We start from the raw sequence: 15,577 nt of genomic DNA on the forward strand, positions 1-15,577 counted from the left end.
ACGTCGCTCGAAGGGGAGCGCCATGGCCACCAAGCCGCCCGCAGGGGACCCGGTCCAGGACGCGCCGCAGGTCGAGCCGCCCCAGCATGCCGCCGCCGGGCTGCCCGCGATCGGGTACACGGCGCTGGTGGCCCAGCAGCAGATGGGCGTGGCCCGGGCGACGCGGACGCTCCTGAAGGTCAACCAGAAGGACGGCTTCGACTGTCCGGGGTGCGCCTGGCCGGAGGGCGACAAGCGGCACGTGGCGGAGTTCTGCGAGAACGGGGCGAAGGCGGTCGCCGAGGAGGCGACGCTGCGCCGCGTCACCCCGGACTTCTTCGCCGCGCATCCCCTCCAGGACCTCGCGGGCCGCAGTGGGTACTGGCTGGGACAGCAGGGCCGGATCACCCAGCCGATGTACCTGCCGGAGGGCGCCGACCGGTACGAGGCGGTGACCTGGGAGCGGGCGTTCGAGATCATCGCGGACGAGCTGAAGGCGCTGGACTCGCCGGACGAGGCGCTCTTCTACACCTCCGGGCGCACCAGCAACGAGGCCGCGTTCCTGCTCCAGCTCTTCGCGCGCGAGTTCGGCACGAACAACCTGCCGGACTGCTCCAACATGTGCCACGAGTCGTCCGGCTCGGCGCTCACCGAGACCATCGGCATCGGCAAGGGCAGCGTCTCCCTGGAGGACCTGCACCAGGCCGACCTGATCATCGTCGCCGGGCAGAACCCGGGCACCAACCACCCCCGGATGCTCTCCGCCCTGGAGGAGGCCAAGCGGGCGGGCGCGAAGATCATTTCGGTGAACCCGCTGCCCGAGGCGGGCATGGAGCGCTTCAAGAACCCGCAGACCGCCAAGGGGCTGGCGCTCGGCGGCCAGAAGCTCAACGACCTCTTCCTGCAGATCCGCATCGGCGGCGACCAGGCGCTCTTCCGCCTGCTCAACAAGATGATCGTGGAGACCGAGGGCGCCGTGGACGAGCTGTTCGTCCGCGAACACACCCATGGGTACGAGGAGTTCGCCGAGGCGGCCCGGGCCGCCGACTGGGACGAGACGCTGGCCGCGACGGGCCTGACGCGCGCGGAGATCGAGCAGGCGCTGACCATGGCGCTCGCCTCCCGGCGCACCATCGTCTGCTGGGCGATGGGCCTCACCCAGCACAAGCACGCGGTCGCGACCATCCGGGAAGTGGTCAACTTCCTTCTGCTGCGCGGCAACATCGGCCGCACCGGCGCCGGGGTCTGCCCGGTGCGCGGCCATTCGAACGTGCAGGGCGACCGCACCATGGGCATCTTCGAGCGGCCCGCGCCCGCGTTCCTCGACGCCCTGGAGAAGGAGTTCGGCTTCGCGCCGCCGCGCCACCACGGCTATGACGTCGTCCGCTCCATCGAGGCTCTCCGCGACGGCAGGGCCAAGGTGTTCTTCGCGATGGGCGGCAACTTCGTGGGCGCCACGCCCGACACCGAGGTCACCGAGGCCGCGATGCGCCGCGCCTCGCTCACCGTCCATGTGTCGACCAAGCTCAACCGCTCCCACGCGGTCACCGGCCGGCGCGCGCTGATCCTGCCGACGCTCGGGCGCACCGACAAGGACGTGCAGAAGAGCGGCAAGCAGTTCGTCACCGTCGAGGACTCGATGGGACTGGTGCACTCCTCGCGCGGCAACCTGAAGCCCGCGAGCCCGCATCTGCTCTCCGAGCCCGCCATCGTCGCCCGCCTCGCGCGCGCCACGCTCGGGGCGGCGTCGAAGACGGAGTGGGAGGAGTTCGAGAAGGACTACGCGAGGATCCGCGACCGTATCGCGCGCGTGGTCCCGGGCTTCGAGGACTTCAACGCGCGCGTGGCGAAGCCCGGCGGCTTCCGGCTGCCGCACGGGCCGCGCGACGAGCGCCGCTTCCCCACCGCGACCGGCAAGGCCAACTTCACGGCGGCGCCGGTGGAGTATCCGAGGGTGCCCGAGGGCCGGCTGCTCCTGCAGACCCTGCGCTCGCACGACCAGTACAACACCACGATCTACGGCCTGGACGACCGCTACCGGGGCATCAAGGGCGGGCGCCGGGTGGTCCTGGTGAACCCGGAGGACGGGCGGGAACTGGGCTTCGCGGACGGTGCGTACGCGGACCTGGTCAGCGAATGGACGGACGGGGTGGAGCGGCGGGCGCCGGGATTCCGCGTCGTGCACTACCCGACGCCGCGGGGGTGCGCGGCGGCGTACTACCCGGAGACCAACGTCCTGGTGCCGCTGGACTCCACGGCGGACACCAGCAACACCCCTGCCAGCAAGTCCGTGGTCGTGCGTCTGGAACAATCGGCGACCGTCTAAGCGTTCGCTCAGACAGTCGGGCAGTTGGCCGGCCCGACCGTTCAGGCAGTTCAGACAGGTCGGCGTGGCCAGGGGGCCACGGAGACGGAACCGGACCACCACGATCGGAGTCCCGCGCCATGGGTGAGCAGAGCAAGGTGAAGTTCCCGCAGGGGGTCGTCGACGAGTACGCGGCGCTGGGCATCGACCTGCCCGCGCTCTTTTCCGCGGGGCACCTGGGCACCCGGATGGGCGTGGAGGTCCTGGAGGCGTCGGCGGAGCGGGTCGTCGGCACGATGCCGGTGGAGGGCAACACCCAGCCGTACGGGCTGCTGCACGGCGGGGCGTCGGCCGTGCTGGCGGAGACGCTCGGCTCCGTGGGGGCGATGCTGCACGGGGGGATCACCAAGATCGCGGTGGGGGTCGACCTGAACTGCACGCATCACCGGGGGGTGCGGAGTGGGCTGGTCACGGGGGTGGCTACGCCGGTGCATCGGGGGCGGTCCACGGCGACGTACGAGATCGTGATCACGGATGAGGATGGTAAGCGGGTGTGTTCGGCTCGGCTTACTTGTTTGTTGCGGGATGCGGAGGTGCCGCGGGGGTGAGGGGTTTTGCCCCCGCCCCACCCCTTCCCTCAGCCCTCCGGGGGTGGGCGGGGGTGGAGGCGGGTTTCCCGGGGGCTGCGCCCCCGGACCCCCGTTGCGGGGCTTGGCGGCCCTGCACCCCGCTTCGTGATCACCTGGGGGCCCGTGGGGGCTGGTCGCGCAGTTCCCCGCGCCCCTGAAGGGTCGGGGCTCCGCCCCGGACCCCCTCCTCAAACGCGGGAGGCCCTGAAGTGCCCCCGCCCGAGAGGCCGGATTCCGCATCACCCGGAGGCGCCTTCCGGGGGCGCGGGGAACTGTGCGAGCAGCCACCCACCGGCCCGCAGACGATCCCCGATCAACAGCCCACCGTCCCCAAAACCCCACCCCCTCCCCCCAGTTGTGTCACCGATCGTGACCCCCTACCGTTCCCGTCATGGTGAGCCCATCGGGAATCGGACACCCCGTCGCGCGGCGGTACATTCCGCTCCGGTTCGGGGTCGGTGTGCTCGCCGCCGGGGCGCTTCTCATCGGTGGCGGGGTCGTCGGGTGTTCTTCTGCGGGATCGCGCGCCACTGTCGTCACACCCGTCCCTGCCCCCACCACCAGCACCCCCGAAGAGGACTGCCGGCAGTTGGTCGGGTACTGGGCCCGGGCCGTGATCCAGAGCAACCGCTGGTCGGGGCTCGACTGGGAGCAGAAGGGGTTCTCGATCGACCAGCACGCGATCCACGAGCGGATCGTGGCCGCGGCCCGGGACGAGCAGCGCGCGCACGGCGCCGACGCCGCGTTGCGGCTCATAGACCGCCAGGCACGGGAACAGTGCACCGCGCGCCACGGGGCGATGGGGGGTGGCCGCCACTAGGGGCCGCGCCCAGTCCGTAGCGCGTCCAGTCCGTATCGCACCCAGTCCGTGTCGCGTCCGGGACGGGGCCACACGACCCTTCCGGCCACTCCCGATCGTAACGCTCCGTAACTCGGGCGAAAGGGATGAACGGGATCCGCGCTTCCGGGCCGCATTCACAAGATCATTACGAAAATCCGGGACAGGGGCAACGCCGCAGGTGGGGCGGGTACCCCCGACAAACCCCCCTGTCAGTAGCAAGATCGGCTCAAGCCCCTTAGCGGAACTGGGGATTCTCAGTATGTGGGCACTCTTCGGGCGTACCAATGCCCCCATCTGTCCACAGAGCTCCCCCCGGCGTGTCCGCTCGTCATAACAAGAAAGTCACATCCTGACCTTCCCTGGTCCCCGACTCCGCCACCTGCGCCTAGAGTCACGGCCAGTCACCGCGCCGCCGGGCGCGTCTGCTGCACGGCCCCTGTACCAACCCCAGTACGGCCCGGCGAGTCACACGGCGCCTCAGCGGAGGCGTCGCGCCAGGGAGAGGACATATCGTGCGACACCGTTCCTTGCTCATACTCACCACCGTGCTCACCACGGGGGCTCTCACCCTCACCGCGTGCGGTTCGCGCGACAAGAAGGACGACGAGGGCGGCGGCAAGACGACGACCGTGGTCATCGGTGTCGACGCCCCGCTCACCGGCCAGAACTCCGCCACCGGCCTCGGCATCCAGTACGGCGTGCAGATAGCCGTCGACGACGCCAACGCGAAGAACCTCGTCCCGGGCGTCAAATTCGCGGTCAAGGCACTGGACGACAAGGCGCTGCCGCCGACCGGTCAGCAGAACGCCACGGCGCTCGTCGCGAACAAGGACGTCCTCGGTGTGGTCGGCCCGCTGAACTCGGGCGTCGCCCAGACGATGCAGCAGGTGTTCGCCAACGCCAACCTGGTCGAGATCTCTCCCTCGAACACCAACCCCACCCTGACCCAGGGCAAGGACTGGGCGGCCGGGAACAAGACCCGCCCGTTCAAGACGTACTTCCGCACCGCCACCACCGACGCCATCCAGGGCGGCTTCGCGGCGGACTACGCGGTCAACACGATGAAGAAGAAGAACGTCTTCGTCGTCGACGACAAGCAGACCTACGGCGCCGGTCTGGCCGCGCTCTTCAAGCAGGGCTTCACCAAGGCCGGCGGCAAGGTCGCGGGCGAGGACCACGTCAACGTGGGCGACAAGGACTTCGCCACCCTCGTCACCAAGATCAAGAACTCGGGTGCGGACCTGGTCTACTACGGCGGCCAGTACGACGAGGCGCAGATCGTCACCAAGCAGCTCAAGGACTCCGGCGCGAAGATCCCGCTCTTCGGCGGTGACGGCATCTACAGCGACACCTTCATCACCACCGCCGGCAAGGCGGGCGAGGGCGACCTCGCGACCTCCGTCGGCGTCCCGGTCGACACCCTCCAGGCCGCCAAGGACTTCATCCAGAAGTACAAGGACAAGAAGTACCCGGGCGACTACGGCACCTACGGCGGCTACTCGTACGACGCGGCCACCGCGATCATCAAGGCCGTCGGCAACGTGGTGAAGGACGGCAAGGTCCCGGCCGACGCCCGCCAGCAGGTCGTCGCCGAGGTCCAGAAGACCAACTTCGAGGGCATCGCCGGCAAGGTCTCGTTCGACGAGTTCGGTGACACCACCAACAAGCAGCTGACCGTCTACCAGGTCACCAACGGCAAGTGGAAGGCCGTGAAGAGCGGCACGTACAACGCCGGCTGACCCCAGCCCGCTCCTGTACGACCCGGACCACCACCCGCTCCGGCCGCTCCACCAGCCCCACCCGTTCCACCCGCATCACCGCAGCACCCGCATCACCGCTCCACCCGCACGACAACAGGGCCGCGCGGCCACGGCAACCGTCTACCGCGCGGCCCGACGTCTACTCCCCTTGCACTCACTCCCCATCCACATGGAGGCCATGCGGTGCACACCCTGCCGCAACAGCTGGCCAACGGGCTGCTCCTCGGCTCGATGTACGGGCTGATCGCCATCGGCTACACGATGGTGTACGGCATCGTCCAGCTCATCAACTTCGCCCACGGCGAGATCTTCATGACCGGCGCCTTCGGCGGACTCACGGTCTACCTCTACGTGCTGCCCGACGGCATATCCATGTGGATAGCCCTCCCCCTGATGCTCATCGGCGGCGCACTCGTCTCCGTGCTCATCGCCCTGGGGGCGGAACGCTTCGCCTACCGGCCACTGCGCGGCGCGCCACGCCTGGCGCCGCTGATCACCGCGATCGGCCTCTCGCTCGCGCTCCAGCAGGCGGTCTTCAACTGGTACCCCAAGGCCAAGAACGACGAACCGTTCCCGCAGCTCCCGGGCGGACCGTTCCACGTCGGCTCGATCACCTTCGGCTCCGGTGACATCTTCCTGATCACCGCCGCCCCGCTCTGCATGGCGGCGCTCGCGCTCTTCGTCCGCTCCTCGCGCACCGGCCGCGCCATGCAGGCCACCGCGCAGGACCCGGACACCGCCCAGCTCATGGGCATCGACACCAACCGGATCATCATGATCGCGTTCGCCATCGGCGGCATCTTCGCCGCCGTCGCGGGTGTCGCCTGGGGCCTGAAGTACGGCTCCATCAAGTACGAGATGGGCTTCCAGGCCGGCCTCAAGGCGTTCACCGCCGCCGTCCTCGGCGGCATCGGCAACATCTACGGCGCCATGATCGGCGGCGTGGTCCTCGGCCTCGCCGAGACCATGGCCAGCGCCTACATCTCCGACGTCCCCGGGATGCAGCAGCTCGGCGGCTCCGGCTGGGCCAACGTCTGGGCGTTCGTCCTCCTCATCCTCGTCCTGCTCTTCAGGCCACAAGGCCTGGTGGGCGAACGCGTCGCGGACAGGGCGTGATCCACATGACCACCAGCACCACCACCAGCAGCAAGGCCGCCCCCGCGGCCGAACCGCGCGGCATCCTCCCGCTGCCCGCGTCCGCCGCCCGGCTGCTCGTCGCGGCCGGCGCCGCCGCCACCATCGCCTCCACCTTCCTCGCCTGGACCTGGACCTCCGAGTTCCCCGGCGACCTCACCGTCACCGGCTACCCGGCCGGCCTCCAGACCCTCACCCTCATCGCCGGCGCGCTCACCCTGCTCTACGCCCTCGCGGGCTACGGCGTGCGGGGCCTGGGCTGGGTCAACCCCGGCGGCTCCAACAACCCGGTACTGCTCGCCGCGGTCTCCGCGTTCGCCGTCGTCTGGTACACCGCGATCGCCATCGCCTACGACCTCGGCGGCCTCGCCAACCTGGAGCCCGGCGCCTTCGTCGCGGCCGCCGCCTCCCTGCTGCCCGTCGCCGGCGCGCTCGCGCTGCCCCGCCCCGGCCGCTCGCTGCGCGACCACATCGCCAAGCCCGACCACATCCCGGCCGCCGCGCCCGCCCCCAGCTGGGTCCAGCGGCTGATCATCTCCCTGGCCACCGCGCTCGGCCTGGTCGTCTTCACGTACGGCATCGGCATCGACGACGAGGAGAGCGAGACCTTCATCGGCCTGCTGCTCCTGGTCCTCTTCGCCTCCATGGCGCTGTTCGCCGCCGGTCTCTTCGACCGGTTCACCGAACTCAACGCCCGGCACAAGGGATTCGCCACCACCGCGGTCTTCCTCGCCGCCGTGATCTTCCCCTTCACCCAGAGCGAGGACCACAACGCCAACCTCGGCGCCAACATCCTCATCTTCGGCACCGTCGCCCTCGGCCTCAACATCGTCGTCGGTCTCACCGGACTGCTCGACCTCGGTTACGTGGCCTTCCTCGGCGTCGGCGCCTACGCCGCCGCGCTGGTCTCCGGCTCCGAGTTCTCCCGCTTCTCCGGGGTGCAGGTCCCGTTCTGGGCCGCCGCACTGATCGGCATGGGCGCCTCACTCGTCTTCGGCGTGATCATCGGCGCACCAACACTGCGGCTGCGCGGCGACTATCTGGCCATCGTCACCCTCGGTTTCGGAGAAATCTTCCGAATCACCGTCAACAACCTCGACGGCCACTCCGGTCCCAACCTCACCAACGGCCCCAACGGCATCTCCCAGATCCCCGACCTGGAGATCTTCGGGTTCAACCTGGGCGCCGCACACGACATCGCCGGACGCACCATCGGCCGCTTCGGCAACTACCTGTTCCTGATGCTGCTGATCACGGCCCTCATCGTGCTCGTCTTCAACCGCGCCGCGAACTCCCGTATCGGCCGCTCCTGGATCGCCATCCGCGAGGACGAGACCGCCGCCACCGCCATGGGCATCAACGGCTTCCGCGTCAAGCTCATCGCCTTCGCCCTCGGCGCCTCCCTCGCGGGACTCGCGGGCACGGTCTTCGCCCACGTCAACTACAGCGTGGTACCCACACCCTTCCAGTTCGCCGGCGCCGCCCCGCCCAACTCGGCCTTCCTGCTCGCGGCCGTCGTCCTCGGCGGCATGGGCACCGTCAGCGGCCCGCTGCTCGGCGCCTCGATGCTCTACCTCATCCCCGAGAAGCTCAGCTTCCTCAAGGAGTACGAGCTCTTCGGCTTCGGCGTCGCCCTCATCCTGCTGATGCGGTTCCGCCCCGAGGGCATCGTCGCCAACCGGCGCCGCCAGCTCGAATTCCACGAGACCGGCCAACTGGACGTCCCCGAAAAGGGCCTTCCGGACACCACCGTCGGCGTCACCAAGGCGGAGGCGTAACCACGATGACCGCACAGACCATCACCACCGCCCCCAGCCCCGTGCTCCAGGCGTCCGGCGTCACCATGCGGTTCGGCGGACTGACCGCCGTACGCAACGTCGACCTCACCGTCAACAGCGGCGAGATCGTCGGTCTCATCGGCCCCAACGGCGCCGGCAAGACCACCTTCTTCAACTGCCTCACCGGCCTCTACGTCCCCACCGAGGGCAAGGTCTCCTACAAGGGCACCGTGCTGCCGCCCAAGCCGCACCTGGTCACCCAGGCCGGTATCGCCCGCACCTTCCAGAACATCCGGCTCTTCGCCAACATGACCGTTCTGGAGAACGTGCTCGTCGGCCGCCACACCCGCACCAAGGAGGGCCTCTGGTCCGCCCTGCTGCGCGGCCCCGGCTTCAAGAAGGCCGAGGCCAAGTCCCGCGAACGCGCCATGGAACTCCTGGAGTTCATCGGCCTGCCCCACAAGGCGGACCACCTCGCCCGCAACCTCCCCTACGGCGAGCAGCGCAAGCTGGAGATCGCCCGGGCACTGGCGAGCGAGCCGGGGCTGCTGCTCCTGGACGAGCCGACCGCCGGAATGAACCCGCAGGAGACCCGCGCCACCGAGGAACTGGTCTTCGCGATCCGGGACATGGGCATCGCCGTCCTCGTCATCGAGCACGACATGCGCTTCATCTTCAACCTGTGCGACCGCGTGACGGTGCTGCTCCAGGGCGAGAAGCTCGTCGAGGGCACGTCCGACGTGGTGCAGGGCGACGAGCGCGTCATCGCGGCATACCTCGGCACCCCCTTCGAGGGGGCGCCCGGGGGCGAGGAGGTCGCGGAGGTGGAGGCGGCGGCCGCGGCGGCGCATTCCGCCGGGCATTCCGCCGATGCCCCCGTCTCTCCGGAGACGGCCCCGGCCGAGGCCGTTTCCGCGGCCCCTTCGGCCGACACCTCTCCGGCAGCCGGTGCCGAGGCCGCCCCTGCCGACGCCGAGGCCCCTCTGGCCGGTGCCGAGTCCGGCGCCCGTGCCGACGCGGACGCCGACGCCAGCGCCGATGCGGACGCCGACGCTCCACGAAAGACCCGTACCGAAGGAGACTCCCAGTGACCGCTCTTCTGGAAGTCGAGGACCTCCGCGTCGCCTACGGCAAGATCGAGGCCGTCAAGGGGATCTCCTTCAGCGTCGAGGCGGGCCAGGTCGTCACGCTCATCGGCACCAACGGCGCCGGCAAGACCACCACCCTGCGGACCCTGTCGGGCCTGCTCAAGCCGTCCGGCGGCCGGATCACCTTCGACGGGAAGCCCCTGGCCAACATCCCCGCACACAAGATCGTGTCGCTGGGACTGGCCCACTCCCCCGAGGGCCGGCACATCTTCCCGCGCCTTTCCATAGCCGAGAACCTCCAGCTGGGAGCGTTTCTGCGGAACGACAAGGAAGGCATCGAGAAGGACATCCAGCGGGCGTACGAGCTGTTCCCCATCCTGGGCGAGCGGCGCAAGCAGGCGGCCGGCACGCTCTCCGGCGGCGAGCAGCAGATGCTCGCGATGGGCCGGGCCCTGATGTCCCAGCCCAAGCTGCTGATGCTGGACGAGCCGTCGATGGGGCTCTCCCCGATCATGATGCAGAAGATCATGGAGACCATCGTCGAGCTGAAGGCCCAGGGCACCACGATCCTGCTCGTCGAGCAGAACGCCCAGGCCGCGCTCTCCCTGGCGGACCACGCCCATGTGATGGAGGTCGGCGAGATCAAGCTCTCCGGCTCCGGGCAGGACCTCCTCCACGACGAGAACGTCCGCAAGACGTACCTCGGCGAGGACTAGCAAGGGTTACGTGTACGGGCCGCGCCACGAAGAGTGGCGCGGCCCGTACGCGTCGAGGGGCGCGGGGAACCGCGCGACAAGCCACGGATCACCCGCTGGCAAAGGCCGGGCCGGACCTACCCCTTCGCCGCCTTCTTCTCCTCCGCGTCCTCGATGACCGCCTCCGCCACCTGCTGCATCGACAGACGCCGGTCCATCGACGTCTTCTGGATCCAGCGGAACGCGGCGGGCTCGGTCAGCCCGTACTGCGTCTGGAGGATCGACTTCGCGCGGTCGACCAGCTTGCGCGTCTCCAGACGCTGGGAGAGGTCCGCGACCTCCTGCTCCAGCGCCTTCAGCTCCGTGAACCGGGACACCGCCATCTCGATCGCGGGCACGACGTCGCTCTTGGAGAACGGCTTCACGAGATACGCCATGGCCCCGGCGTCCCGCGCCCGCTCCACCAGGTCGCGCTGCGAGAAGGCGGTGAGCATCAGGACCGGGGCGATGGACTCCTTGGCGATCTGCTCGGCCGCCGAGATGCCGTCGAGGACCGGCATCTTCACATCGAGGATGACCAGGTCGGGGCGGTGCTCCCGGGCGAGCTCGACGGCCTTCTGCCCGTCCCCGGCCTCTCCGACGACCGCGTAGCCCTCTTCTTCGAGCATCTCTTTGAGGTCGAGGCGGATGAGGGCCTCGTCCTCGGCGATGACGACACGGGTCGTCAGCGGCGGGACGTGCGACTTGTCGTCGTCGGCGACGGGCTGGGGCGACTCGGGGGCGGTCACGGGGGCTCCTTGTTGCGGGGCAGGCACTGCTTCCCAAGAGCGTACCTAGCTGCGATATGGTGGACGCGCAGCGGGTCAAAGGCAACCTCTGATTCTGCGAGCCCCGGTAGCCCAATTGGCAGCAGGCAATGGATTCAAAACCCATACAGTGTCGGTTCGAGTCCGACCCGGGGCACTTTTCCTTCGATTCCAAGGTCGCATTTCCGAAGTGGACCTTCTCGTTCTCGTGAAAAAGCGGCCGTAGCCGCTCGTGGTCGCGGGCCATCGCCGCAGACTGCGCCCATGCACTTTCATGGCCCGAGCGTGCGAGAACAGGCACTCACCCTGCTGCGCGACGGTGCGAGGAACGTCGATGTCGCCCGCCGACTGGGGGTTCCCGTCGGGACGGTCGGCCACTGGAAGCACGATGACCGCGCCCGACGCGGCGAGTGCCTCGGCGCGCCCCGCCCGCAGTGCCCGCGCTGCCACGGTGGGGAGCTCGACCGGGCCGGGTACGCATATCTCCTCGGCCTCTACCTCGGCGACGGCCACATCGTCCAGAACCGCGCCATGCGGGCTCCGAAGCTCTCCGTCGCCTGCGCGGACGCCTGGCCCGGACTCATCGAGGAGTGCGCGGACGCGATGCGCGCGGTACTCCCCGCCAACCGCGTCAGCCAGGTGCGGCGGCAGGGCTGCCGACAAGTGGCGATCTACTCGAAGCACCTCTACTGCCTCTTCCCCCAACACGGCCCCGGCAGGAAACACGAGCGGCGCATCGTGCTCGCACCCTGGCAGCGGGAGATCGTCGACGCCCATCCGTGGGAGTTCGTCAAAGGGCTCATCCACTCCGACGGCTGCCGGATCACCAACTGGGCAACCCGGCTCGTCGCGGGCGAGAAGAAGCGCTACGAGTACCCCCGGTACTTCTTCACCAATTCCTCCGCCGACATCATCGACCTGCTCACCGCCACCCTGGATCGGCTCGGAGTCGCCTGGAAGTGCTCCCGCCGCTCGCCCACCGCGTGGAACGTCTCGATCGCCCGCCGCGACTCCGTAGCCCTCATGGACAGCCACATCGGCCCCAAGCACTGACCCCCCGGAGTCTCGGACTCCGGGGGACCTGGCGCTACTTCAGGCTGTCCGCCTCGCCGATGTGGTGGACGCGGACCAGGTTGGTCGAGCCCGCGACCCCGGGCGGGGAGCCCGCCGTGATGACCACGATGTCGCCGCGCCGGCAGCGGCCGATCTTCAGGAGCTGTTCGTCGACCTGCGCCACCATCGCGTCCGTCGACTCCACGTGCGGCCCGAGGAAGGCCTCCACGCCCCAGGTGAGGTTGAGCTGGGAGCGGGTGGCGGGGTCGGGGGTGAAGGCGAGGAGCGGGATCGGGGAGCGGTAGCGGGAGAGGCGCTTGACCGTGTCGCCTGACTGGGTGAAGGCGACGAGGTATTTGGCGTTGAGGAAGTCGCCCATCTCGGCTGCCGCGCGGGCCACCGCGCCGCCCTGGGTGCGGGGCTTGCTGCGCTCGGTGAGCGGGGGCAGGCCCTTGGCGAGTACGTCTTCCTCGGCCGCCTCGACGATGCGGCTCATCGTGCGGACGGTCTCGACCGGGTACTTGCCGACGCTCGTCTCGCCGGAGAGCATCACCGCGTCCGTGCCGTCGATGACGGCGTTGGCCACGTCGCTGGCCTCGGCCCTGGTGGGGCGGGAGTTGTCGATCATCGAGTCGAGCATCTGGGTGGCGACGATGACGGGCTTGGCGTTGCGCTTGGCGAGCTTGATGGCCCGCTTCTGGACGATCGGGACCTGTTCGAGGGGCATTTCGACGCCCAGGTCGCCGCGCGCCACCATGATTCCGTCGAAGGCGGCCACGATGTCGTCGATGTTGTCGACGGCCTGCGGCTTTTCGATCTTGGCGATCACGGGGACGCGGCGGCCCTCCTCGTCCATGACGCGGTGGACGTCCTCGATGTCGCGGCCGCTGCGGACGAAGGAGAGCGCGATGACGTCGGCGCCGGTGCGCAGGGCCCAGCGCAGGTCGTCGACGTCCTTCTCGGAGAGCGCGGGTACGGAGACGGCGACGCCGGGGAGGTTGAGGCCCTTGTGGTCGGAGACCATGCCGCCCTCGACGACGCGGGTGCGCACGCGCGGGCCTTCGACGCCGACGACTTCCAGGGCGACTTTGCCGTCGTCGACGAGGATGCGCTCGCCGGTGGTGACGTCGTCGGCGAGGCCGGAGTAGGTGGTGCCGCAGGTGTGGCGGTCGCCTTCGATGTTCTCCACGGTGATGGTGAACTCGTCGCCGCGTTCAAGCAGTACGGGGCCTTCGCGGAAACGTCCGAGGCGGATCTTCGGGCCTTGAAGGTCGGCGAGCACTCCGACGCTGTGGCCCGTCTCGTCGGCGGCTTTGCGCACACGGTGGTAGCGCTCTTCGTGGTCCGCGTACGTGCCGTGGCTGAGGTTGAAGCGGGCCACGTCCATTCCGGCCTCGACCAGGGCTTTGATCTGGTCGTACGTGTCGGTGGCGGGCCCCAGGGTACAGACGATCTTTGCTCGACGCATGCTTCGAGCCTAGGGCTTACCGGCCGGTAGAGAATTGGTCCGGCGTGACTACTCAACAACCTTTGCATGAAGGGTTATTGACAACTGTTGAATTGTGCGCCGGGGCGCTCCGATGAGCGGGCGGCGCCCTGTTCCGGACCCCGCGCAAACCCTTGACATGTTCGAGTCCCGACGCTGGAATATGTTCGTTTTCGTTTGAGCTCGTTGAATTCGGCATCCCTACCTCGACGGAGCCGCACATGTCATCGCTCAGAGGACTCACCAGGCTCAGCACAGCCAGCAAACGGGCCGGCGCCGCGCTCGCCGCCCTCCCCCTCCTCGCGGGCGGCCTGGTCGCCCTCACCGCCACGGCGGCGCCGCCCGCCACCGCAGCGCCCTCCCCCGCGCCCTCCGTGGCGACCGTGGACAACGGGCTCGCCCGGACCCCGCAGATGGGGTTCAACAACTGGAACTCCACGCACTGCCGTGCCGAGTTCAACGAGGCCATGGTCAAAGGCATCGCCGACACCTTCGTCTCGCAGGGCCTCAAGGACGCCGGGTACACCTACGTCAACCTGGACGACTGCTGGGCCCTGCCGAACAGGGACGCGAGCGGCAACCTCGTCCCGGACCCGGTGCGCTTCCCGCACGGCATCAAGGCCGTGGCCGATTATGTGCACGCCAAGGGCCTGAAGTTCGGCCTCTATTCCAGCGCGGGCACCAAGACCTGTGATCCGCAGGGCTTCCCCGGCGGTCTCGGCCACGAGCAGCAGGACGCGAACCTGTGGGCCTCCTGGGGCGTGGACTACCTCAAGTACGACAACTGCAACAATGCCGGTGTCGACGCCAGGCAGCGCTACCGGGCCATGGGTGACGCGCTGGCGGCGGCCTCCCGCGCCACCGGCCGCCCGATCCTCTACAGCATCTGCGAATGGGGCTCCAACCAGCCCTGGACCTGGGCCCCGGCCATCGGCAACTCCTGGCGGACCACCGGGGACATCAGCGACTCCTGGTCGAGCATGATCTCCATCGCCCACCAGAACCAGCCCCTGGCGCCGTACGCCCGGCCGGGCGCCTGGAACGACCCCGACATGCTGGAGGTCGGCAACGGCGGGATGAGCGACACCGAGTACCGCACCCACTTCAGCCTCTGGTCGCAGATGGCCGCGCCGCTGCTGATCGGCAGCGATCTGCGCACCGCGAGCCCCTCGACGCTCGCCATCCTCAAGAACACCGATGTGATCGCGGTGGACCAGGACCCGCTGGGCCGGCAGGGCACGGTCGTCTCCAGCTCCGGCGGTCTCGTGGTGATGTCCAAGCCGCTGGCCGACGGCGGCCGTTCGGTGACGCTCACCAACGAGACCGCATCGGCCAGGACGGTCTCCACGACGGCGCAGGACATCGGCATCGGCGGGGCGTCCTCGTACGCGCTGAAGGACCTGTGGTCCAAGGCCACCAGCACCACCTCCGGCGCCATCGGGGCGTCGGTGCCCGCGCACGGCACGGTCATGTTCCGGGTGACGCCGGGCAGTCCGGTGCCGCCGCCGACCGGCACGAGCCAGCTGAGCGATCTGCCGTGGATCTCGGCGGCCGGCGGCTGGGGCCCGGTGGAGCGCGACCGCAGCAACGGGGAGCAGGCGGCGGGCGACGGGCGCACGCTGACCATCGGCGGCACGGCGTACGCCAAGGGCCTCGGCACCCACGCGCCGAGCGAGATCACCTACCACCTCGGCGGCCGCTGCTCCTCGCTCGGGGTCGACGTGGGTGTCGACGACGAGTCGGTGAGCCGGGGGTCCGTCCGGTTCCAGATCTGGCGGGACGGCACACTGGCCGCCGACAGCGGGGTGCGGACCGCCGCCGACCCGCCCAGCCACCTCACCGCCGATCTCAGGGGTGGCGCCAGGCTGCGGCTGGTCGTCACCGACGCCGGGGACGGGGTCGACTTCGACCACGCCGACTGGGGCGGGGCGCGGCTTGTCTGTGCCTAGCGCCCGTCCGGAGGGGCGGGGTGGGGCGGTGGGGGCTGGTCGCGCCGACGCGGCCCCGTGACATGGCCCCGCGC

12 protein-coding genes and 1 tRNA gene are annotated in these 15,577 nt (G+C 69.5%); 11 read left to right on the top strand and 2 right to left on the bottom strand.

The features are described from left to right. Positions 1–22 precede the first annotated feature (22 nt). The 8 genes from ACZ4MU_RS11035 (at position 23) to ACZ4MU_RS11070 (ending at position 10,230) form a co-directional block, all read left to right on the top strand. Positions 23–2,305, top strand: coding sequence for an FdhF/YdeP family oxidoreductase (locus tag ACZ4MU_RS11035; RefSeq protein ID WP_467873919.1), 2,283 nt, complete (start codon positions 23–25; stop codon positions 2,303–2,305). 119 nt (positions 2,306–2,424) lie between these two features. Next, positions 2,425–2,892 carry a PaaI family thioesterase gene (locus ACZ4MU_RS11040; protein WP_467873922.1) on the top strand — a complete coding sequence of 156 codons (468 nt, stop codon included), beginning with the start codon at positions 2,425–2,427 and terminating at the stop codon, positions 2,890–2,892. Positions 2,893–3,304: 412 nt separating this feature from the next. Then, a complete protein-coding gene (locus ACZ4MU_RS11045) occupies positions 3,305–3,733 on the top strand; it encodes a hypothetical protein (protein ID WP_467873924.1) in 429 nt (142 codons plus the stop codon). 533 nt (positions 3,734–4,266) lie between these two features. Beyond that, positions 4,267–5,493, top strand: a complete 1,227-nt coding sequence (locus tag ACZ4MU_RS11050; RefSeq protein ID WP_467873927.1) for a branched-chain amino acid ABC transporter substrate-binding protein — start codon at positions 4,267–4,269, stop codon at positions 5,491–5,493. 204 nt (positions 5,494–5,697) lie between these two features. Beyond that, complete coding sequence (locus ACZ4MU_RS11055) at positions 5,698–6,630, top strand: branched-chain amino acid ABC transporter permease (RefSeq protein ID WP_358835142.1); 933 nt, start codon at positions 5,698–5,700, stop codon at positions 6,628–6,630. Between the two features lie 5 nt (positions 6,631–6,635). Then, positions 6,636–8,426, top strand: coding sequence for a branched-chain amino acid ABC transporter permease (locus ACZ4MU_RS11060; protein ID WP_467873929.1), 1,791 nt, complete (start codon positions 6,636–6,638; stop codon positions 8,424–8,426). Positions 8,427–8,431: 5 nt separating this feature from the next. Beyond that, entirely contained in the window at positions 8,432–9,517 is a 1,086-nt protein-coding gene (locus ACZ4MU_RS11065) for an ABC transporter ATP-binding protein (RefSeq protein ID WP_467873931.1), read from the top strand. Beyond that, a complete protein-coding gene (locus ACZ4MU_RS11070; RefSeq protein ID WP_358835145.1) occupies positions 9,514–10,230 on the top strand; it encodes an ABC transporter ATP-binding protein in 717 nt (238 codons plus the stop codon). Before ACZ4MU_RS11065 ends, ACZ4MU_RS11070 begins: the two co-directional genes overlap by 4 nt. 116 nt (positions 10,231–10,346) lie before the next feature. Here ACZ4MU_RS11070 and ACZ4MU_RS11075 read toward each other — a convergent pair whose 3' ends face one another. Next, on the bottom strand, positions 10,347–10,997 hold the full coding sequence (locus tag ACZ4MU_RS11075) for an ANTAR domain-containing response regulator (protein WP_467873934.1): 651 nt from the start codon (positions 10,995–10,997) through the stop codon (positions 10,347–10,349). A gap of 100 nt (positions 10,998–11,097) precedes the next feature. Between ACZ4MU_RS11075 and ACZ4MU_RS11080 the strand changes: the two genes are divergently transcribed. Both ACZ4MU_RS11080 and ACZ4MU_RS11085 read left to right on the top strand, forming a co-directional pair. Then, positions 11,098–11,172, top strand: a tRNA-Leu gene (locus tag ACZ4MU_RS11080). A gap of 107 nt (positions 11,173–11,279) precedes the next feature. Then, positions 11,280–12,068 (top strand): helix-turn-helix domain-containing protein, encoded by a 789-nt coding sequence (locus tag ACZ4MU_RS11085; protein WP_467873937.1) that lies wholly within the window; start codon positions 11,280–11,282, stop codon positions 12,066–12,068. Between the two features lie 34 nt (positions 12,069–12,102). Here ACZ4MU_RS11085 and pyk read toward each other — a convergent pair whose 3' ends face one another. Beyond that, the gene (gene pyk / locus ACZ4MU_RS11090) at positions 12,103–13,536 is read right to left on the bottom strand and encodes a pyruvate kinase (protein WP_467873940.1); all 1,434 of its coding nucleotides are present in this window, start codon (positions 13,534–13,536) and stop codon (positions 12,103–12,105) included. Between the two features lie 239 nt (positions 13,537–13,775). On the opposite strand from pyk, the gene ACZ4MU_RS11095 reads away from it, so the two are divergent. Next, the gene (locus tag ACZ4MU_RS11095; protein WP_467873943.1) at positions 13,776–15,503 is read left to right on the top strand and encodes an NPCBM/NEW2 domain-containing protein; all 1,728 of its coding nucleotides are present in this window, start codon (positions 13,776–13,778) and stop codon (positions 15,501–15,503) included. Positions 15,504–15,577 lie beyond the last annotated feature (74 nt).

It is taken from the genome of Streptomyces sp. NPDC026377 (assembly GCF_055567715.1).

Excerpts from the sequence above, each read along its gene's own strand:
- ACZ4MU_RS11085 (WP_467873937.1), top strand. The coding sequence starts at position 11,280 with ATGCACTTTCATGGCCCGAGCGTGCGAGAACAGGCACTCACCCTGCTG.
- ACZ4MU_RS11035 (WP_467873919.1), top strand. The coding sequence starts at position 23 with ATGGCCACCAAGCCGCCCGCAGGGGACCCGGTCCAGGACGCGCCGCAG.
- ACZ4MU_RS11060 (WP_467873929.1), top strand. The coding sequence starts at position 6,636 with ATGACCACCAGCACCACCACCAGCAGCAAGGCCGCCCCCGCGGCCGAA.
- ACZ4MU_RS11095 (WP_467873943.1), top strand. The coding sequence starts at position 13,776 with ATGTCATCGCTCAGAGGACTCACCAGGCTCAGCACAGCCAGCAAACGG.
- ACZ4MU_RS11040 (WP_467873922.1), top strand. The coding sequence starts at position 2,425 with ATGGGTGAGCAGAGCAAGGTGAAGTTCCCGCAGGGGGTCGTCGACGAG.
- pyk (WP_467873940.1), bottom strand. The coding sequence starts at position 13,536 with ATGCGTCGAGCAAAGATCGTCTGTACCCTGGGGCCCGCCACCGACACG.
- ACZ4MU_RS11065 (WP_467873931.1), top strand. The coding sequence starts at position 8,432 with ATGACCGCACAGACCATCACCACCGCCCCCAGCCCCGTGCTCCAGGCG.
- ACZ4MU_RS11045 (WP_467873924.1), top strand. The coding sequence starts at position 3,305 with ATGGTGAGCCCATCGGGAATCGGACACCCCGTCGCGCGGCGGTACATT.